Origin of the sequence: Antrihabitans spumae (assembly GCF_043944905.1) — a bacterium.
Taxonomy (GTDB): domain Bacteria; phylum Actinomycetota; class Actinomycetes; order Mycobacteriales; family Mycobacteriaceae; genus Antrihabitans; species Antrihabitans spumae.
This window is the reverse complement of record NZ_JBIMSN010000117.1, coordinates 25,029-43,212: the sequence shown is the minus strand read 5'-3', so window position 1 is coordinate 43,212 and position 18,184 is coordinate 25,029. Positions and strand designations below refer to the sequence as shown.

The window sequence follows — 18,184 nt, the reverse complement described above, 5'->3', positions numbered from 1 at the left end:
GTCGCTCTGACTTGAAGAAAGTTACGCGAACAAGAACACCACGTCAAATCGCCTGGTCCAGCACAGGTTTCGCAGAAAACACGCTGGTCAGCGAGGTGCAAAATGCGGGGGCGCGGACATGAAAGCCGAAAGCGGCCCGAATTGTGGCGCAGGCCACAAATCGAACCGCTATTTGGGTCCTTCGGTACTCGAAACGCCAACCCGTTCGATGTCCGCGCCCAACTCCTGCAGGATCTCGACGAACCTCGGATACCCACGATCGATGTGATAGACGTCGTGGACCTCGGTCGTCCCGTCTGCCACCAGTCCCGCGAGGACCAAACCGGCGCCGGCACGGATATCCGAAGACCAGACCGGCGCACTCGACAGCTGCGGAACTCCGCGTATCACTGCGTGGTGCCCGTCCGTACGCGCATCGGATCCCAAACGAATCATCTCTTCGACGAATCTGAACCGCGCCTCGAAGACGTTTTCCGTGATCATTGACGTTCCGTCTGCGATTGCGGCCAGGCCGATCGCCATCGGTTGCAGGTCCGTGGGGAATCCAGGGAACGGCAGGGTCGAAAAGTTGACCGCTCGCGGACGTTCTTTCTGCACAACTCGAAAACCGTCGGGCTCGAACGACACCTGCGCCCCAGCCGACCGAAGTTTCTCCAGGACCAGCGATAGGTGTTTCGGATTGACCCCGGTGACGCGGACGTCGCCGATAGTCATGGCAGCTGCTATCCCCCACGTTGCAGCAACGATCCGATCACCGATCACCCGGTGTGTGGTCGGTTCGAGCTTCTTCACTCCCCTGATCGTGAGAGTTGTGGTGCCTGCCCCGCTGATTCGCGCGCCCATCTGGACAAGCATGTTGCACAGATCGACGATGTCGGGCTCGCGCGCAGCGTTGTCGATGACCGTTTCGCCATCAGCCAACGCAGCTGCCATCAGGATGTTCTCCGTTGCGCCGACCGACGGGAAGTCGAGACGAATCTTCGCGCCCTCGAGCTTGTCAGCCCGTGCGACAACGCAACCGTGCTCGATTTCCGCGTGCGCACCGAGCAATCTCAGTCCGGCCTGATGCATATCCAGTGGTCGCGAACCGATCGCGTCCCCACCCGGCAGCGCGACAACCGCACGCCGGCATCTCGCAACCAGTGGACCGAGCACACACACCGACGCTCTGAACTGCCGGACAGCGGGAAAGTCGGCTTGATACTTGGGCTCGGCCGGCGTCGTGATCCGGCATTCGTCGCCCTCGAGCACCACCTCGCAGCCGAGGCCACGAAGTACCTCTGCCATCAGCGGAACGTCGAGAATGTCCGGACAGTTGGTTATGACACTTGTACCTTCGGCCAACAAAGCCGCAGCCATCAACTTCAGAACGCTGTTCTTCGCGCCCCCGACAGCTACCTCGCCGGCGAGCCGATTACCGCCGGTGACTAGGAAGCGTTCACTCACAGTTGGACAGCCTAGTCAGCACTGGACCTGCCCGAGTGCCGCCTCCGCCAAAAGCCCGCAGCGGGTGTTCCCCTCCCTCAGGATGTGGGCAGTACCGTTGGCTTCATGGCCGTACATCTCACCCGGATCTACACCCGCACCGGCGACGACGGGACGACGGGTCTCAGCGACTTCTCCCGCATTTCGAAGAACGATCCGCGTTTGCAGGCATACGCCGACTGTGACGAGACGAACGCCAGCATCGGCGTCGCTGTGGCCCTCGGTAATCCATCACCGCAGATCAACGAGGTTTTGCGGCAGATTCAAAACGACCTCTTCGACGCGGGCGCCGATCTGTCGACCCCTGTCGTCGAGGACCCGCAGTATCCCCCGCTGCGTATCCACCAGTCCTACATCGATCGTCTCGAAGGCTGGTGCGACGAATTCAACGAGCAGCTGGCCCCACTGCACTCGTTCATCCTGCCCGGCGGCACTGCGCTGGGTGCGCTGCTGCACACTGCACGAACTGTCGCACGACGCGCCGAACGCTCGGCGTGGGCAGCGGTCGATGCCAATCCGGCGACGACCAACGCCCTACCGGCGAAGTACCTCAATCGCCTGTCGGATCTGCTGTTCATCTTGAGCCGCGTGGCCAATCCTGATGGCGATGTCCTGTGGAAGCCGGGCGCCGGCGACACCAAAAAGGCCGAGGCCGAAGAAAACTAGGCTGCTCAGCCGTGCCGGCCGCGCATCGACCGGCCCGACGGACGCGATTCCACCCAGGACAGAAACGCCGTCATGGCACCGCGGTCGAGCGCAACTTCCAGATTTCGGTTGGCTTCGCGGACGCTGAGCACGACGATTTCGTCGGTCATGATGTCGACCTCGCTGTCCTGCGGCGAACGGCGATTCTCGACCGCGATGTCCTGTCGGTTGATCCGAACATCCGGACCGAACCGCAGGCTCGACAGCTTGTAGAAGACGAGTGAATCCTCGCCGTATCGAATAAGTCCGTGTCGCCAACCCTGACTACCAACGCCGGGAGTCGTGCGGATGATCGCAGAGGTCCCACCGCGACGAAGAATCATCAAGCGGTAGAAGGAAATAGCAAAAAGGACGGCCAACATTGCGACCAGAATGATGAGAAGAACCATTCCGGTTTGCAACGCTAGCCGCCCTTCGCTGTTGGGAGAGCTACTAGACGGACTTGCCGACGGCGCGCAGTCGCGCTCGACCCCGAGCCTGTGCGCGCTCGTCGTCCGAATCTGCGTCCCGCTGAGCCTTGTCGACATCGATATCGTCGGACGCTTCGACGTCCTCGGCCAGGATGATGACTCCGCTCTCGCTCACCGAGAGGAACCCGCCGTCGACCGCGAACGTCAACTCTTCGCCGTCTGCGGTGTCGATCCGAACCGTCGCGTCGTCGACCAATGCCGCTACCAGCGGAATGTGCTGCGGCAGAATGCCGATCTCACCACTGATCGTGCGTGCGAACACGAATGTCGCATCGCCCGACCAGACGCGGCGATCGACAGCAACAAGCTCGACAGTCATCTCGCTCACGTCACACGCCCTTTCCGGTGTTTCAGCGACACATCGTTAGAACTTGACACCAAGTCCCTCTGCCTTCTTCTGCAGATCCTCGAGTCCACCGATGAGGAAGAACGCCTGCTCGGGAAGGTGGTCGAAGTCGCCCTTGGTGAGCTTGTCGAACGCCTCGATGGTCTCCTTGAGCGGAACGTTGGAGCCCGGCTGGCCGGTGAACTGCTCGGCAGCCATCATGTTCTGCGACAGGAAGCGCTCGATGCGTCGCGCACGGTTGACCAGCTGCTTGTCTTCTTCCGACAGCTCGTCGATACCGAGGATCGCGATGATGTCCTGCAGGTCCTGGTAGCGCTGCAGGATGCGGATGACTTCCTGCGACACGCGGTAGTGATCCTCGCCGACGATGCCCGGCAGCAGAATCGTCGAAGACGATGCCAGCGGGTCGACCGCGGGGAAGATGCCCTTCGAGAACACCGCACGGGAAAGCTCGGTGGTCGCGTCGAGGTGGGCGAACGTCGCCGCAGGCGCTGGGTCGGTGTAGTCGTCGGCGGGCACGTAAACGGCCTGCATCGACGTGATCGAGCGACCCTTGGTCGAGGTGATTCGTTCCTGCAGGATGCCCATTTCGTCAGCAAGCGTCGGCTGGTAACCAACGGCAGACGGCATACGACCGAGCAGGGTGGAGACCTCGGAACCGGCCTGGGTGTAACGGAAGATGTTGTCGATGAAGAGCAGAACGTCCTGGTTCTGCTCGTCGCGGAAGTACTCGGCCATCGTGAGGGCCGAGAGTGCGACGCGCATACGCGTGCCGGGCGGCTCGTCCATCTGACCGAACACCAAGGCGGTGTCCTTCAGGACGTTCGCGTCGGCGAGCTCGACCCAGAGGTCGTTACCTTCACGAGTACGTTCACCGACGCCGGCGAAGACCGAGGTACCACCGAAGTTGCGGGCGATACGGTTGATCATCTCCTGGATGAGAACCGTCTTACCGACACCGGCACCACCGAAGAGGCCGATCTTGCCGCCTCGCACGTACGGGGTGAGCAGGTCGACGACCTTGAGGCCGGTCTCCAGCATCTCGGTACGGCCTTCGAGCTGGTCGAATGCCGGCGGCTTACGGTGGATGGCCCACTTCTCGAAGTCCGCGCCGTAGCCGGGCTCGTCGAGGCATTCGCCGAGGGCGTTGAAGACGTGGCCCTTGACGCCGTCGCCGACGGGCACCGAGATCGGCTTGCCCGTATCGGTGACCTCGACGCCACGGACCAGGCCGTCGGTCGGCTGCATCGAGATGGTGCGGACCAGGTTGTCGCCGAGGTGCTGTGCAACCTCGAGGGTCAGCGTCTTGGCCAGCTCCGGGAAGGTGATCTCGGCGTGCAGCGCGCTGAAGAGCTCAGGCACGGCACCGCGCGGGAATTCCACGTCGACGACCGGTCCGGTGATCCGGACCACGCGACCTGCGCGCTCGGCGGCGCCGGCGTCTTTGGTTTCGGTTACGGCGGAGGTCATGTCACTCGTCACTTCCTGTTGCGGCAAGCGCGTCAACGCCACCGACGATTTCACTGATTTCTTGGGTGATCTGGGCCTGGCGAGCGCGGTTCGCTTCCAGCGTGAGCGCCTTGATGAGGTCGTCCGCGTTGTCCGTCGCAGCCTTCATGGCACGACGACGAGCGGCAGACTCCGATGCCGAAGCCTCCAGCATTGCGGCGTAGACCCGCGTTGCGAGATAGCGAGGCAGCAAGGTTTCGAACAACTCCTGCGCATTGGGCTCGAACTCGAACTCGGTGCGCTTCGGCTCCTCGGAGTACTCGACGACCATAGGAGCGATTCGGCGAGCGCGAGCCGTCTGCGTCAACATCGAGCGGAACTCGGTGAAGACGATGTGCAGCTCGTCGACGCCCGAAACCTCTTCGGGTAGCGGATCGTCGTACGGCAGATCGGTTCCGACGACGAACGCGGCGACTAGTGCATTCGCGATTTCGGTCGCGTCCGCATACGTCGGCTTCTCCGAGATGTTCGTCCATGACTGGACGACCTCGCGGCCACGGAACTTGTAGAAACCGAGTGCCTTACGACCGACCGTGTAGACGACCGGCTCCTTGCCCTCGGAGCGGAGCTGTTCGAACAGTTCCTCGCCCTTGCGCAGCACGTTGGCGTTGTAACCGCCGCAGAGTCCACGATCGGACGACACGATCAGCACGCCGGCCCGGCGCGGCTTCTCACGCTCGACGAGGAGCGGGTGGTCGAGTGTCGACTCGTCCGCCAGCGTCGTGAGCATCTTGGTCATTTCCTCGGCGTAGGGCCGTGCCGCTTCGACACGGGCCTGCGCCTTGGAGATACGCGAAGTAGCGATGAGCTCCTGGGCCTTGGTGATCTTCTTGATCGACCCCGCCGACTTGATCCTTCGGCGTAGGACACGTATTTGTGCGCCCATTTAGAATCGCACCCTTATTTCTTGTCGGGAGCGGACCGGTGGACGGTAACCGATTCTGTCTGCTCCTCTTCGGATTCCTTCGAGTCTTCCTTGGGCTCTTCTTTCTTCGCCTCGACGGAACTGCCGTCGGTGGCGGAGAAACCCTTCTTGAACTCGTTGACCGCATCTGCAAGAGCCTCGGAAGCGTCGTCCGACAGCTTCTTCGACTCGCGGATCTCGGTCAAGATGTTCTCGTGACGGCTACGCACGTTGTCGAGGAACTCGCTCTCGAAACGGATGACATCGCCGACCGGAACCGAGTCGAGGTGACCACGGGTACCGAGGAAGATCGCGACGACCTGCTCCTCGACCGAAAGTGGGCTGTACTGCGGCTGCTTGAGCAGCTCGACCAGACGGGCACCACGATCGAGCTGGGCCTTGGACGTCGCGTCGAGGTCCGATGCGAACGCCGCGAAGGCTTCGAGCTCGCGGTACTGCGACAGGTCGAGACGCAGTGAACCTGCAACCTCTTTCATCGCCTTGATCTGCGCGGCGCCACCGACGCGGGACACCGAGACGCCGACGTTGATCGCGGGACGAACACCCTGGTTGAAGAGGTCGGTCTCGAGGAAGCACTGACCGTCGGTGATCGAGATGACGTTGGTCGGGATGAACGCCGAGATGTCGTTGGCCTTGGTCTCGATGATCGGGAGACCCGTCATCGATCCGCCACCGAGTTCGTCGGACAGCTTCGCGCAACGCTCCAGCAGACGGGAGTGGAGGTAGAAGACGTCACCGGGGTACGCCTCACGGCCCGGCGGACGACGCAGCAGCAGCGAGATGGCACGGTAGGCCTCGGCCTGCTTGCTCAGGTCGTCGAAGATGATCAGAACGTGTTTGCCCTGGTACATCCAGTGCTGACCGATGGCCGAGCCGGTGTAGGGCGCGAGCCACTTGAAGCCTGCGGAGTCGGAAGCCGGTGCAGCGACGATCGTGGTGTATTCGAGCGCGCCGGCATCTTCGAGGCCCTGGCGAACGGCCGCGATGGTCGAGCCCTTCTGGCCGATGGCGACGTAGACGCAGCGAACCTGCTGGTCGGGGTCGCCGGTTGCCCAGGCCTGCTTCTGGTTGATGATCGTGTCGACGCACACCGCGGTCTTGCCGGTCTTGCGGTCGCCGATGATGAGCTGACGCTGTCCGCGACCGATCGGGGTCTGCGAGTCGATCGCCTTGATACCGGTCTGCAGCGGCTCGCTGACGCCCTGGCGCTGAACGACCGACGGTGCCTGCAGTTCGAGTGCGCGACGCGTCTCGGCCTCGATCTCGCCGAGTCCGTCGATCGGGTTACCGAGCGGGTCGACGACGCGGCCGAGGAAGTTGTCGCCGACGGGTGCGGAAAGAACGGTTCCGGTCCGCTTGACCTGCTGGCCTTCCTGGATGCCCTCGTAGTCACCGAGGATGACGGCGCCGATGCTGCCCTCGTCCAGGTTGAGCGCGACACCGAGCACGCCGCCGGGGAATTCCAGCAGCTCCTGGGTCATCGCCGATGGCAGGCCCTCGACGTGCGCGATACCGTCGCCGGTATCGGCAACGATGCCGATCTCCTCGCGGGAGGATTCGGACGAGAACGTGGCGACGTATTTTTCAATCGCGCCCTGAATCTCTTCGGTTGAGATCGTCAACTCCGCCATGGCTATCGATTTCCCTGCTTTCGAATATGGTGTTCGGCTCTAGTGTTCATGTGGTCCGGCGCGTTCGCCGCACGCACCTAACGTGGAAGTTGGCTCGCTGCGCTCGCCAGTCGTGACGCGATGGTGCCGTCGACGACCTCGTCGCCGACCGTGATCTCGAGTCCACCGAGAATCTCGGGAACAACTTCGAGCTGCACGGTCATGTTGCGACCGTAAATTCGGGACAGCACGCCTTCGAGCCGTTCACGCTGTGCATCCGACAGCGGCGAGGCGGCCTTGACATGGGCGACCGATTGTCCGCGGCGTTCGGCGGCGAGCTCTGCGAGCTCGGGCACGACTGCCTCGAAGTTCCTGCCGTGCAGACCACGAAGTGTCTGCTGCAGCAATCGATCAGTGAACTCGCTCACCTTGCCTGCGAGCACGTTGGTGAGCAACTGTGTGCGTCCGTCGAGCGGTGCGACCGTGTCGCTGAGCAGCGTCGACAGACGTGCGTTCGCGTCGAGCGTGCGGCCGAAGCGAAACAGTTCGTCCTCGACGTTCTCGATCTGACCGTCACGCTCGGCACCGATCAGGATCGCCAGGTTGGCGAGGCGCTCCAGCGCATTGGTGAAGTCGCGAGAGATCGACCAGCGCTGCTCGACGCCCGTGCGGACGATGTCGAGCGTCGAATCCGCGACCTTGCCCTCGAGCAGTGCATCGAGAACTGCGACCTTCGGCTCGGAGTCGTCGGACTTGCCTGCAAGGTGCTTCCGGAGGGTTACCTCGACAACAAGCAGGTTCGAAACGGCGGCCAATTCGTCGGCGAGCGTCGCCAGGCCTGCAGAATCCAGATCGGCAGAAACCTCGTCGAAGCGGCGCTGCACTACTTGCAGCGACTCGCGGCTTGCCGCGTGCATCAGGACACTCCCTTGTTGGATGACTTGCCGTCGCTTGCCATTGCCTCCAGCTCGTCGAGGAAGCGATCGACGCTCCCCGACTGGGCACCGGAATCGGCAAGTCGACTGCGGACGGTGTCGCCCGCTTGGGCAACTGCCGCGCTACCGAGATCCAACTGCAGCTGACGGATCAACTGCTGGCGCTGCAGCGCGAGCTGCTCAACACCGTGCTGCTTGATCCGGGCAACCTCGGCATCGGCCTGCTCGCGCAGCTGCGCGGTGATGCGCTGTGCGTCCGCACGTGCATCTTCACGAATCTGCGCAGCTTCGTTGCGTGCCTGCGAGACAGCTTCTTCGTGCGCCTTCTTCGCTTCGGCCAAACGTGCTGCCGCTGCTTCACTTTCGCTGATCTGCGTACGAACTTCGTCCTGCTGCTTGGCCATCAGCTTGCGAATCGGCGGTCCTGCGTATCGCACGAGAACGAAGACGATGACCGCGAACGCGAAGAGCTGGCCGAAAAAAGTACCCACTGATTACACCCGCCCAGTTTGGTCGGCCAACGACGCCTTGTCGGAACCGTTGGCGTCGACACCGAGAACCCGATTCGCAAGCGTGTCGGACAACGGCCCGACTCCACTCTGCAGATCGGAAGCGACCTTGCGCGCCTGAGCTTGCAGTTCCTCGTCAGCCTGCTTCTGAATGGCGTCGGATTCCTGCCGTGCCTTCGTACGCATCTGGTCGAGGATCTGTTGACCCTCGCCACGTGCTGCATCTCGGATCTTGGCAGCTTCGCCCCGAGCGTCCATCAGTTCGCCGCGGTACTTGGCATCAGCATCCGCGAACGCCCGAGCAGCCCTGTGGTTGTCGTCGGTCGTCTTCGCCACCCGTTCGGCGCGCTCGTCGAGCACAGCGCGGATCGGCGGGACAACGAACTTCCAGATAACTCCGAGCACCACGAGGAAGATGATGAGCTCGACGAAGAACGTGCCGTTGGGGATGAGGAAGTTGTTGGTCTTTTCCTCACCGCCCTCGGCGGCTAGAAGTGTGCTGTCCATAGCCACTTACGTCGTCTGGCCTGGGGTAGCGAACACGAAGAGTGCCATGAACGCGAGGTTGATGAAGTATGCAGCCTCGACCAGACCGACCGTGATGAAGAACGGGGTGAAGAGACGCGACTGTGCTTCCGGCTGACGAGCGATGCCTGCGATCAACTGGCTACCGGCGAGACCGTCACCGATACCGGCACCGATTGCGCCGCCTGCCATGATCATACCGCCACCGATAAGTGCTCCGGCGGTCACCATTTCACTTGCCATGATTTCACTTCCTTTGTTTCTCTGTCCGAGATCGGGTCTGAATTTGTTGGCTTTATTGCGCGAGAAAAATTAGTGCTCGTCTTCCAGTTCCATCGACTGACTGAAGTAGAGAATTGTCAGCAGCGCGAAGATGAAGGCCTGAATCAATCCGACGAACAAATCGAACATCTTCCAGATCGCGTTCGGTCCCCACAGAATGTAAGGAGGGAACATCGCAATCAAACCGATCATGATGCCGCCGGCAAACATGTTGCCGAAAAGTCGGAGTGACAGCGAGATCGGCTTGGCAATCTCTTCGATGATGTTGACCGGAGCGAGGATTGCGACGTGACCCTTCGCCAACTTCTTCAAGTGGGTGAAGATGCCGCGGCGCTTGGCACCGGCTATGTGGTAGAAGATGAACACGAACAGCGCGAGCGCGTAGACGTAGTTGACGTCCGATGCAGGCGGCTTGATCAGTTCGGCGCCGTGCTCCCAGTAGATCGGCCCGATATCGACCGGTCCGAATTGGAACGGAAGTACCGCGAGCCAGTTCGACACCAGAATGAAGACGAAGAGCGTTACGGCGAGCGGAAGTACGAACGGCGCAACTTTCATACCGATTGCGCTCTCGACCTGGCTGCGCATCTGAACCGTTACGCCCTCGAAGAACAACTGCACCCCGTTGGGTACGCCATTCGTGATCTTCGAGCGAAGGTAGAACGCCAGCCCTAGAACGATCGCAGCAGCGATAAGCGTTCCGTAGATCGTGTCGACATTGAAGGTGAGGCCGAAAAGCTGCCTCTCGATGTGATGACCAACTTCAATTTTGGTCTCGGCAAGAACTTGGTCAGTCATGATTGCTGGCGAAGTCCTTTCAGAACGGGCACAGTGGTTGTCAGTACAAGAAGAACCTGTGAGACGGCCAATCCGACGAACACGCCGATGCCGTCGATCCTCGGCTTCACGAGGAAACCTATCACGATCGCGATAGCGGTGATGATGAGCAATCTGGAGGCCGAGGAGAAGGCCATCCGCTGTTTACTCGGGTTGTCGTTGGCCGTCACGCGAGTAACCGCAAGCTGAACCAGCCACATATTGCCGATGCCGAGTGCAAGCCCGAGGCAGATGAGAAGGCCCATCACCAGATGCCCGAGCCAACCGGTCAGCATCAAGGCCACGATGCCGAGACCGATCGCGATAATCGTGGGAAGCCGCATGTTGAGCGGCATCGAGGACAGCAGTCCCGAGTCTTCGCCCGATTCGCTCTGCGGTAATGCGTCGCCGGTGCGATCGCCGAGCGACGTGTCGTCGTCGCTGCGCTCGCCCCGTCGGGGGGTGGAGTCCGGTGGCGCCATCGCCATCTGCCTCTTCCTCAATCTCTCATGAACGTTCTGAACTGCACTATCATTGTTGCGGTCGCGCCTACGATTCCGAGCAGCAACCCGATTGCTGTGAACAACGGCGACGTGTGCATCGCAGCGTCCAAAAGCAGACCGGCAACCAGGCCTAGAACAATGCATCCAACGAGGCCGGTACCAATTCCGATGAGCTGCCTCGGGCTGGGCGGTTCGTTCGCCACGTCCTTCGGCTAGCTTGCGGAAATCTGCGCGCAGACAACACTCACGTGCGGGCTCCTACTCGGTCTAAGCGTCTCACCCGACGCGACCGTGAGGCCGACCCGGACGAACAGCGAAAACCGTACCACAGGCATTTGTTCGTTTTCCTTGCCCACGACACAGTGTAGTAGATGCCGAGACCCACTGTCGAGTCCGGGCAAATCGGACGCTTTCCGCTACCAGTCCTCATGCTTTCGCAGAGACGGCACCGCGGTCACTACCAGCGCAAATACCAGTCCCCCAGCGAAAATCAGGACCACTATCCTGCGATCGATCAACGAGGAGCCGACCGCGCCGAAGGCAAGCACGCCAACCCACAAGTAGATGAGCAGAACGACCCTGCGATGCGAGTGCCCGATCTGCAGTAGCCGATGATGCAGATGCATCTTGTCCGGGCTGAAAGGGCTCACCCCAGCTCGGGTCCGGCGGACGACCGCGAGTAGAAGATCGAGCATCGGGATGAACATCACCGCACCGACGAGCAAGAGCGGCGTGAGCAGACCGAGGATGTCTCGAATGCCGTACGCGGTCCGACCGACCTTGCCCGATGCGCTGGTCGAGATGGTCGCAAGCATCAAACCGATGAGCATCGATCCCGAATCACCCATGAAGATCTTGGCAGGCTGAAAGTTGTGTGGGAGGAAGCCGAGGCAGGCGCCGGCGAGCGCGGCCGCAAGCAGAGCAGGCGGATAGACGCTCACGTCCCCGCCCTGTTCGCGCAACAGACCGACCGAGTAGACGAAGATCGCCAGCGCTGCGATCAATCCCATCCCCGCAGCTAGACCGTCCAGTCCGTCGACGAAGTTCATCGCGTTCACCATCACGACCGTCACCGCGATCGTCACGAGTCCCGCTTGGAGTGGATCGAGAATGATCGTGCCGCCGCCACCAGGAAAATAGATGACCCACCAGCTCACGCCCATCACAACGAGCACTCCGGCGGCGGTCACCTGTCCCACGAATTTGGTCAACGCGTCGAGACCCCAGCGGTCGTCGATCACGCCCACGAGCACTATGACCAGCCCCGATACCAGCGCAGCAGGCATATCGGGGGTGTCGTAATCGAAGCCGCGGGCCAGCGCAGGTAGTTGCTGGGCGAACAACACTGCTGCCAGCACGCCGAGATACATCCCGACCCCGCCCATACGCGGGATGGGTGCGGTGTGGACGTCGCGTTCGCGCGGGATCGCTACTGCTCCGAAGGCGATGGCCAGCATTCGGATTCCGCCGGTCGCGAAGAACGTGACGACAGCGGCGGTGAGCATCACGAGCAACAGCTCGCGAAGTGGTACACCCGCTCCGCTGCTCGATTGCGCCAGCACCACAGCGGTGGAGTCGGCGGCTATCACGTGGCGGACGCTACCCCGCGCGGATAGGCCGGCTTGGCCGCGACCAGTTCCGCAACCTCGGCGCGCACGGCATCGAGTTCGGTTCGTCCCGCCGGTGACGCCGGGTCGGCTTTGACAGCCCTGACGACGAGCCCACCGACACGGTCCATGTCGGACACGTCGAAACCTTGCGTCGTGAGGGCGGCCGAGCCGACTCGAATACCGGATGCAACGCGCGGCGGCGCGGGATCGTACGGAATTGCGTTCTTGTTCAAGGTGATTCGTGCCGCATCGCAACGTACCTCGGCCTCGGCGCCCGACACCCCGAGGGCCTGTATATCGAGGAGAGCGAGATGGGTGTCGGTACCGCCCGACACCGCACGCATGCCGTTGGACTCGAGCGACTTCGACAGTGCCGCAGCGTTCGCGGTGACGCCGGATGCGTACGCCTGGAACTGCGGAGTCGATGCTTCCTTGAACGCGACAGCCTTCGCTGCGACCGCGTGCATCAGCGGTCCGCCCTGACTGAACGGGAAGACTGCCTTGTCGATTGCCTTCGCGTGCTCGGCCCTGCAAATCAGCATTCCGCCTCGTGGGCCGCGGAGCACCTTGTGTGTCGTCGCAGAGACGACATCGGCGTACGGCACCGGGGACGGAATCGCCTTGCCTGCCACCAGACCGATGAAGTGCGCCGCATCGACCCAGAGGATGGCGTCGACCTCGTCGGCGATCTTCCTGAATATCGCGAAGTCGATCAATCGTGGATACGCGGTCGCGCCCGCGACGATGATTCTCGGCCGATGTGCCAGCGCAAGGTCCCTGACCTCGTCGTAGTCGATCGTTTCGGTCCGCTTGTTCACGTGGTAGGGCGTGGGCGCGAACCATTTGCCCGAGAAACTCACACGCGATCCATGGGTGAGGTGGCCGCCGTGCGGCAGGCTCATGGCGAGAATCGGATCGCCCGGTTGCGCGAACGCGGCGTACACGGCGAAGTTCGCGCTCGCGCCCGAGTGCGGCTGCACGTTGACGTGCTCGGCACCGAACAGTGCTTTCGCCCGGGCGATCGCCAACTCTTCCGCTTTGTCGACCTCAGCGCAGCCGCCGTAGTACCTGTGCCCCGGATAGCCCTCGGCGTACTTGTTGCTCAACGTCGACCCGAGCGTCGCCAATACCGCGGGGCTGGTGAGGTTTTCACTCGCGATCAGCTGCAGCCCACCGCGCTGCCGTTCGAGCTCACCGAGGACGATGTCGGCGACTTCCGGGTCGGTCTGCTCCAGTTCTCCGAAATCCGGTCCCCAGAATCGATCGTTACCGTCGGTGGTCATCGCATGGCTCCCGCCTCGAGGCTTTCGACCGATACACCGAGCACGTCCGCGATGTCGCTGCTCGCAACGGCTCCCGACCGCAGAATCCGCGGGTGGTCCGACGTGAGATCGACGATCGTCGACGCTACTGCAAGCTCCGAAGTGCCGCCGTCCAGATAGACCGTCACATCTTCACCGAGTTGTTCGCGAGCTTCGGCGGCCGTCTTCGCAGGCTGCGAGCCCGAGACGTTGGCGCTCGACACGGCAAGCGGACCGACCTCACGCAGCAGTTCCAGCGCGACCGGATGCAGCGGCATCCGCAGCATCACGGTCCCCCGCGTATCGCCGAGGTCCCACGCCAGCGACGGCGCTTGTTGCACAACAAGACTGAGGCCGCCGGGCCAGAAGGCACGCACCAGATCGCGTGCCTGTGGTCGCACCGACAACACAAGTCCGTCGATCGTGTTCCACGATCCGACAAGTACCGGCACCGGCATGTCGCGACCGCGGCGCTTGGCGCGCAACAATGCGGCCACCGCGGAACTGTCGAACGCGTCGGCAGCGATCCCGTAGAGGGTATCCGTCGGCATGACGACGAGGCGGCCTGCCTTCAAAGTGCGGGTAGCAGCGTCTATTCCGGCAGCCCGAGCCGCAGAATCCTGGCAGTCGTAGACCGTGCTCACGCGTCCATCCTTGCATTGTCGCGACGAGCGACGACAAATCGAGGTCGACCTGCGAGGTCGGGGTGCTCGACGATGTCTGCGAACGAACCGTCCGCCGCCAGCAACTGTGCGACAGCAGCGCCGTTCGAGTCGTCGTGTTCGATGGCGACCCCACCTCCGACACGCAACCAACGAGCAACGTTCGCGACCATCGGCTCGATCACGTCGAGGCCATCGGGTCCGGCGAACAACGCGATGTGGGGATCGTGCTCGATCACCTCGGGCTCGAGCTGAGCACCGACCGGTACGTAGGGCGGGTTCGCAACGATCAGATCGACTGTGCCGTCGAGTTCGGTGAGCAGGTCGGGGCGCGTGACGTCATCGTTGTGCAGGGTGATCTCGGTGTCGCCGTCGTCGGCCCGAAGCGTTGCGTTGCGTTGCGCCCAGGTCAGTGCCCGTGGATCCAGTTCGATCGCGTGCACGACGGCATCGGGTCTGGCATGGGCCAAGGCCAACGCCAAAGCGCCCGATCCTGTGCAGAGGTCGAGCACCACGGGTGGGTGCCGGTGACAGGACTCCAGAAATGCCAGGGCCCAGGCAAGCAGCAACTCGGTTTCGGGGCGCGGCACGAAAACTCCCGGACCGACTTCGAGATCGATCTCCCCCATCGGCGAAGTACCGGTGATGTACTGCAGCGGAATACGTTTGGCTCGCTGATCGACCATCTTGCGATACGCCTGGAGCACCGCGGACTCGACGAGCGGTACCAGACACAGCCGGGTTCGCTCCACACCCATCAGATGAGCCGCGAGCACCTCGGCATCGTTTCGTGCGCTGTGCACGCCCGCCGCCGCAAGTTGTTCGGTGGCCTCACGAATCGCTGTACGAACTGGCTGTCGGCTCACACTTACAGCCTGCCACGCGAAGGACGGGCGTCGACGCAGGATCCCCTGCTACTCGACGGCGAGCCGCGCTTCGCGGTCCGCTTTACCCAACGCATCGAGCAACGCGTCGAGCTCACCATCGAGCACTGCGTCGAGGTTGTGCGACTTGAAGCCGATCCGATGGTCGGTGATGCGGTTCTCGGGAAAATTGTAGGTCCGGATGCGCTCCGAGCGATCGACCGTACGAACCTGACTCGCCCGTCCCGCCGATGCCTCGGCGTTGGCAGCCTCTTCCGCAACGACCTGCAGGCGTGCCGCGAGAACCTGCATCGCGCGCGCCTTGTTCTGCAGCTGCGACCGTTCGTTCTGGCACGTCACGACGATTCCGGTCGGCAGATGTGTGATGCGGACAGCGGAGTCCGTCGTGTTGACGCCCTGGCCGCCCTTGCCGGAGGACCGATAGACGTCGATCCGCAGATCGGTTTCGTCGATCTGCACGTCCTCGACTTCTTCCGGCTCCGGATAGATCAGAATCCCCGCCGCCGACGTATGGACCCGGCCCTGCGACTCGGTCACCGGCACCCGCTGGACCCGATGCACGCCGCCCTCGAACTTCAGCCGAGACCAGACCCCGTCACGCTCCGCGGACTTCGCTTTGATGGACAACGTCGCGTCCTTGTAGCCACCGAGATCGGAGATGTTCGCGTCGAGCACCTCGACCCGCCAACCCCGACGCTCGGCATAGCGAAGGTACATCCGCGCCAGGTCTGCGGCGAACAGCGCTGACTCCTCGCCACCTTCACCCGACTTGACCTCGAGGACGACGTCGTCGCTGTCGTGCGGATCTCGCGGTGCAAGAAGATCGGTGAGCGCATGGTCCAGCTCGAGGACCTGCGCTTCCAGATCGGGGATTTCGGCCGCGAAACTGGAATCGTCGGCCGCGAGTTCCTTGGCCGCTTCGAGGTCGTCACGAGCGGACTGCAGCTTGGTGTAGGTCGCCATGACAGGTGCGAGTTCGGCGAAACGTTTGCCGACACGGCGGGCCGCTCCCGGGTCGTTGTGCAGCGCAGGATCGGAAAGCTGCAGCTCCAAGCTGGTGTGCTCGGCGAGAATGTCGTCGACCGCGGATGCAGTGTTCTTGTCAGCCATGCCCTTGCTCATCTCTCCGCTGCTCGCCTGCGATAGGTCTTGATAGAAAACAAGCCGACGCCCGGCCTGCAGCGATCACAGGACGGGCGTCGGCGAAGAAGCTAGGAGCTGGCGTCGGCTTTCTTGCCTGCGCGCTTGCCGTAGCGAGCCTCGAAGCGGGCGACGCGGCCGCCGGTGTCGAGGATCTTCTGCTTGCCGGTGTAGAACGGGTGGCACTGCGAGCAAACCTCGACATTGATGTGACCCGATGCCTTGGTGCTGTGCGTCTCGAACGTGTTTCCGCAACCGCAGACGACTGTCGTCGCTACGTAGTTGGGGTGAATTCCTGCCTTCATGGTGTCCTCTCACAGTGGTCGCCGGGTCGCCTTCGCCAATCGAAGACGTGAACCGGAACCGGACTCGACCGCTCAGTATGCCAGAGCTGATGGCGGCTTTACGAATCGTTCAACCCAGCGGGCCCGACGATTGTTCCTTCGCTACTGACTGTTGGCAAGAAGTGCGTACTGAGCTGCGGCTTTGAACCGGACATCGTCCTCGTCGCTGCTGGTGACGCTTGCCGCGTACTGCCGATAGATCACGCTGCAGCGGTAGTACAGATCGCCCGCATCGGTCTGTAGCTCCTGGCACGTCGCGTCCGGCACGCCCTCCGGTCCGTCGATCGTGTTCGTGATGTTCGGCGAATCTCCGTAGTTCGCCGCGACGAGTTGCTCCGCCGCGGCCTTGTCGCGCACCCGGTACAGGAAGGTGCCGATCTCGACGGCTCCCCAGAATTCCAGACCCGTTTCGTCGAAGAGCTTGCCGACTACTTCCTTGTTTCCCGCCGAATGCGTCGCCCCGAGCCTGCCGTACGCGATGCCGGATTCGATGCTGATGTTGCCGGACTCGACAATCGTGCTCGGATCGTCCGATTCGACGACGGGATACGGCCACACGCCGACCTGGTACGGCAGGATTCGCCGGACCATACCCTCGGCATCGAGCGGCAACGTGGCTACCTTGTCCGCCGGCGTCGCCTCGAAGCCGTCGAGGAGTGGCATCTGCGCATCGAACGTCTTCGTGACGAGGTCGGTCAGCGCGTCGATGTCCGGCGAGGTGTGTTCGGCATAGACGTTCACAACCCAGAATCCGTGCGCGATCGTCGATCCGAGCGTTGGCACGCCCGGGCGCCAATGACTCTGCGCGGCATCGTAATCCGGAATATCTACCGCGCGGTTGTCCGGGCTGAGCGCAAAGTCGACAGAGTCGATCTCCCGCGCCGCGCGTTCGGCTGAATCCTCGTCGGGGAAGCGGAGCACATTGATCGTCACCGCGCGTGCATCGCCGACCTTCGGCTTACCCTCGGCAGGAAATTCTTGGTCTCGTCCGCCGACCGCGTAGCCGGCGATCATTCCGTACTTCTCGAGCACCGGCTGCGTCGCGTCAGCGAGGGTGCCTGTCGCCGACTTTGCATCCGGCCGCGGTTCTGCCCCTGACCAGTACTTCAAGTCGGGATCGATCTTGTACGGATTCGCAACGGCGTCCGCGATTCTCACCGCTTCGATCAGCCTGCCGAACGACTCCCTGTCGTTGCGCGGTACGTCGAGCGGTTCGGTGCTGTAGTCCCCGACCTCCAGAGTGCGCACATCGACTTCGCCTGCCTTGGCAGCACCCTCTGTCGGCGAGGAGCAGCCTGCAATCTGAGCGCCGCCGACCAACACCACGAGTGCAAGCGCACCGACCCGACCGGACAACTTCACATCGAATATCACCGACGCCCCTTGGCTGCAGAGTTGTTCCGAAATGTACCGCACTCCCCCGACACTCAGCCGAAAGAATATGCCCCGCAGATCGAATCGAGTAGTCGACTACTCGTGCAGGCGCCTGCACACACTCATAGATTCGGCAGGGATCGACGACCGTGCAAGCCGATCGAAGGACCACCGGATATGAATCTCCGCTGTGCGGCCGCAGTCTTCGTATTTCTCTTCGTAGCCATCGGTCTCGGCGTCACGGCATTG

At 62.5% G+C, this 18,184-nt stretch carries 19 protein-coding genes and 1 pseudogene; 1 reads left to right on the top strand and 19 read right to left on the bottom strand.

What is annotated here, in order from left to right; genetic code table 11:
* Positions 1 to 168: 168 nt before the first annotated feature.
* On the bottom strand, positions 169 to 1,446 hold the full coding sequence (murA, locus tag ACHIRB_RS23950) for a UDP-N-acetylglucosamine 1-carboxyvinyltransferase (RefSeq protein ID WP_395125857.1): 1,278 nt from the start codon (positions 1,444 to 1,446) through the stop codon (positions 169 to 171).
* A gap of 105 nt (positions 1,447 to 1,551) precedes the next feature.
* Here murA and ACHIRB_RS23945 point away from each other — a divergent pair, with 105 nt between their 5' ends.
* Complete coding sequence (locus ACHIRB_RS23945; RefSeq protein WP_395125856.1) at positions 1,552 to 2,151, top strand: cob(I)yrinic acid a,c-diamide adenosyltransferase; 600 nt, start codon at positions 1,552 to 1,554, stop codon at positions 2,149 to 2,151.
* 5 nt (positions 2,152 to 2,156) lie between these two features.
* Here the strand turns inward: ACHIRB_RS23945 and ACHIRB_RS23940 are convergent, their stop codons facing one another.
* From ACHIRB_RS23940 to ACHIRB_RS23855, 18 genes and pseudogenes are all read right to left on the bottom strand, one after another.
* The gene (locus ACHIRB_RS23940; protein ID WP_395125855.1) at positions 2,157 to 2,579 is read right to left on the bottom strand and encodes a DUF2550 domain-containing protein; all 423 of its coding nucleotides are present in this window, start codon (positions 2,577 to 2,579) and stop codon (positions 2,157 to 2,159) included.
* Between the two features lie 43 nt (positions 2,580 to 2,622).
* A complete protein-coding gene (locus tag ACHIRB_RS23935; protein ID WP_395125854.1) occupies positions 2,623 to 2,988 on the bottom strand; it encodes a F0F1 ATP synthase subunit epsilon in 366 nt (121 codons plus the stop codon).
* A gap of 36 nt (positions 2,989 to 3,024) precedes the next feature.
* Positions 3,025 to 4,476 (bottom strand): F0F1 ATP synthase subunit beta, encoded by a 1,452-nt coding sequence (gene atpD, locus ACHIRB_RS23930; protein WP_199706065.1) that lies wholly within the window; start codon positions 4,474 to 4,476, stop codon positions 3,025 to 3,027.
* A gap of 1 nt (position 4,477) precedes the next feature.
* Positions 4,478 to 5,401 (bottom strand): F0F1 ATP synthase subunit gamma, encoded by a 924-nt coding sequence (locus ACHIRB_RS23925; RefSeq protein WP_199706064.1) that lies wholly within the window; start codon positions 5,399 to 5,401, stop codon positions 4,478 to 4,480.
* 14 nt (positions 5,402 to 5,415) lie between these two features.
* Positions 5,416 to 7,071 carry a F0F1 ATP synthase subunit alpha gene (atpA, locus tag ACHIRB_RS23920; RefSeq protein WP_199706063.1) on the bottom strand — a complete coding sequence of 552 codons (1,656 nt, stop codon included), beginning with the start codon at positions 7,069 to 7,071 and terminating at the stop codon, positions 5,416 to 5,418.
* A 77-nt stretch (positions 7,072 to 7,148) separates the two neighbouring features.
* Positions 7,149 to 8,476: pseudogene (locus ACHIRB_RS23915) on the bottom strand (F0F1 ATP synthase subunit B/delta).
* A gap of 3 nt (positions 8,477 to 8,479) precedes the next feature.
* Positions 8,480 to 9,001 (bottom strand): F0F1 ATP synthase subunit B, encoded by a 522-nt coding sequence (locus ACHIRB_RS23910; RefSeq protein WP_395125853.1) that lies wholly within the window; start codon positions 8,999 to 9,001, stop codon positions 8,480 to 8,482.
* Between the two features lie 6 nt (positions 9,002 to 9,007).
* Complete coding sequence (locus tag ACHIRB_RS23905) at positions 9,008 to 9,262, bottom strand: F0F1 ATP synthase subunit C (RefSeq protein ID WP_307829734.1); 255 nt, start codon at positions 9,260 to 9,262, stop codon at positions 9,008 to 9,010.
* A 69-nt stretch (positions 9,263 to 9,331) separates the two neighbouring features.
* Positions 9,332 to 10,099: a F0F1 ATP synthase subunit A gene (gene atpB, locus ACHIRB_RS23900; protein WP_199706061.1), complete on the bottom strand. Its 768-nt coding sequence runs from the start codon at positions 10,097 to 10,099 to the stop codon at positions 9,332 to 9,334.
* The gene (locus ACHIRB_RS23895) at positions 10,096 to 10,605 is read right to left on the bottom strand and encodes an ATP synthase subunit I (protein WP_395125852.1); all 510 of its coding nucleotides are present in this window, start codon (positions 10,603 to 10,605) and stop codon (positions 10,096 to 10,098) included. Before ACHIRB_RS23895 ends, atpB begins: the two co-directional genes overlap by 4 nt.
* An 11-nt stretch (positions 10,606 to 10,616) precedes the next feature.
* Positions 10,617 to 10,823 carry an AtpZ/AtpI family protein gene (locus ACHIRB_RS23890; RefSeq protein WP_395125851.1) on the bottom strand — a complete coding sequence of 69 codons (207 nt, stop codon included), beginning with the start codon at positions 10,821 to 10,823 and terminating at the stop codon, positions 10,617 to 10,619.
* Between the two features lie 213 nt (positions 10,824 to 11,036).
* The gene (locus tag ACHIRB_RS23885; RefSeq protein ID WP_199706059.1) at positions 11,037 to 12,209 is read right to left on the bottom strand and encodes a glycosyltransferase family 4 protein; all 1,173 of its coding nucleotides are present in this window, start codon (positions 12,207 to 12,209) and stop codon (positions 11,037 to 11,039) included.
* The gene (locus ACHIRB_RS23880; protein WP_395125850.1) at positions 12,206 to 13,513 is read right to left on the bottom strand and encodes a serine hydroxymethyltransferase; all 1,308 of its coding nucleotides are present in this window, start codon (positions 13,511 to 13,513) and stop codon (positions 12,206 to 12,208) included. The genes ACHIRB_RS23885 and ACHIRB_RS23880 overlap by 4 nt, the downstream gene beginning before the upstream one ends.
* Positions 13,510 to 14,175 carry an L-threonylcarbamoyladenylate synthase gene (locus ACHIRB_RS23875; protein WP_395125849.1) on the bottom strand — a complete coding sequence of 222 codons (666 nt, stop codon included), beginning with the start codon at positions 14,173 to 14,175 and terminating at the stop codon, positions 13,510 to 13,512. The genes ACHIRB_RS23880 and ACHIRB_RS23875 overlap by 4 nt, the downstream gene beginning before the upstream one ends.
* Positions 14,172 to 15,059, bottom strand: coding sequence for a peptide chain release factor N(5)-glutamine methyltransferase (prmC, locus tag ACHIRB_RS23870; RefSeq protein ID WP_395125848.1), 888 nt, complete (start codon positions 15,057 to 15,059; stop codon positions 14,172 to 14,174). Before prmC ends, ACHIRB_RS23875 begins: the two co-directional genes overlap by 4 nt.
* A gap of 48 nt (positions 15,060 to 15,107) precedes the next feature.
* Positions 15,108 to 16,187 (bottom strand): peptide chain release factor 1, encoded by a 1,080-nt coding sequence (prfA, locus tag ACHIRB_RS23865; RefSeq protein ID WP_199706055.1) that lies wholly within the window; start codon positions 16,185 to 16,187, stop codon positions 15,108 to 15,110.
* Between the two features lie 101 nt (positions 16,188 to 16,288).
* Positions 16,289 to 16,522, bottom strand: a complete 234-nt coding sequence (rpmE, locus tag ACHIRB_RS23860) for a 50S ribosomal protein L31 (RefSeq protein WP_199706054.1) — start codon at positions 16,520 to 16,522, stop codon at positions 16,289 to 16,291.
* Positions 16,523 to 16,663: 141 nt separating this feature from the next.
* The gene (locus ACHIRB_RS23855; RefSeq protein WP_395125847.1) at positions 16,664 to 17,935 is read right to left on the bottom strand and encodes a DUF7373 family lipoprotein; all 1,272 of its coding nucleotides are present in this window, start codon (positions 17,933 to 17,935) and stop codon (positions 16,664 to 16,666) included.
* Positions 17,936 to 18,184 lie beyond the last annotated feature (249 nt).

What these genes read in the sequence shown, in the direction of transcription:
- atpA (WP_199706063.1), bottom strand. Translation starts at nt 7,071, where the DNA reads ATGGCGGAGTTGACGATCTCAACCGAAGAGATTCAGGGCGCGATTGAA.
- ACHIRB_RS23905 (WP_307829734.1), bottom strand. Translation starts at nt 9,262, where the DNA reads ATGGCAAGTGAAATGGTGACCGCCGGAGCACTTATCGGTGGCGGTATG.
- rpmE (WP_199706054.1), bottom strand. Translation starts at nt 16,522, where the DNA reads ATGAAGGCAGGAATTCACCCCAACTACGTAGCGACGACAGTCGTCTGC.
- ACHIRB_RS23880 (WP_395125850.1), bottom strand. Translation starts at nt 13,513, where the DNA reads ATGACCACCGACGGTAACGATCGATTCTGGGGACCGGATTTCGGAGAA.
- ACHIRB_RS23925 (WP_199706064.1), bottom strand. Translation starts at nt 5,401, where the DNA reads ATGGGCGCACAAATACGTGTCCTACGCCGAAGGATCAAGTCGGCGGGG.
- ACHIRB_RS23895 (WP_395125852.1), bottom strand. Translation starts at nt 10,605, where the DNA reads ATGGCGATGGCGCCACCGGACTCCACCCCCCGACGGGGCGAGCGCAGC.
- ACHIRB_RS23945 (WP_395125856.1), top strand. Translation starts at nt 1,552, where the DNA reads ATGGCCGTACATCTCACCCGGATCTACACCCGCACCGGCGACGACGGG.
- ACHIRB_RS23940 (WP_395125855.1), bottom strand. Translation starts at nt 2,579, where the DNA reads ATGGTTCTTCTCATCATTCTGGTCGCAATGTTGGCCGTCCTTTTTGCT.
- atpB (WP_199706061.1), bottom strand. Translation starts at nt 10,099, where the DNA reads ATGACTGACCAAGTTCTTGCCGAGACCAAAATTGAAGTTGGTCATCAC.
- atpD (WP_199706065.1), bottom strand. Translation starts at nt 4,476, where the DNA reads ATGACCTCCGCCGTAACCGAAACCAAAGACGCCGGCGCCGCCGAGCGC.
- ACHIRB_RS23910 (WP_395125853.1), bottom strand. Translation starts at nt 9,001, where the DNA reads ATGGACAGCACACTTCTAGCCGCCGAGGGCGGTGAGGAAAAGACCAAC.
- prfA (WP_199706055.1), bottom strand. Translation starts at nt 16,187, where the DNA reads ATGGCTGACAAGAACACTGCATCCGCGGTCGACGACATTCTCGCCGAG.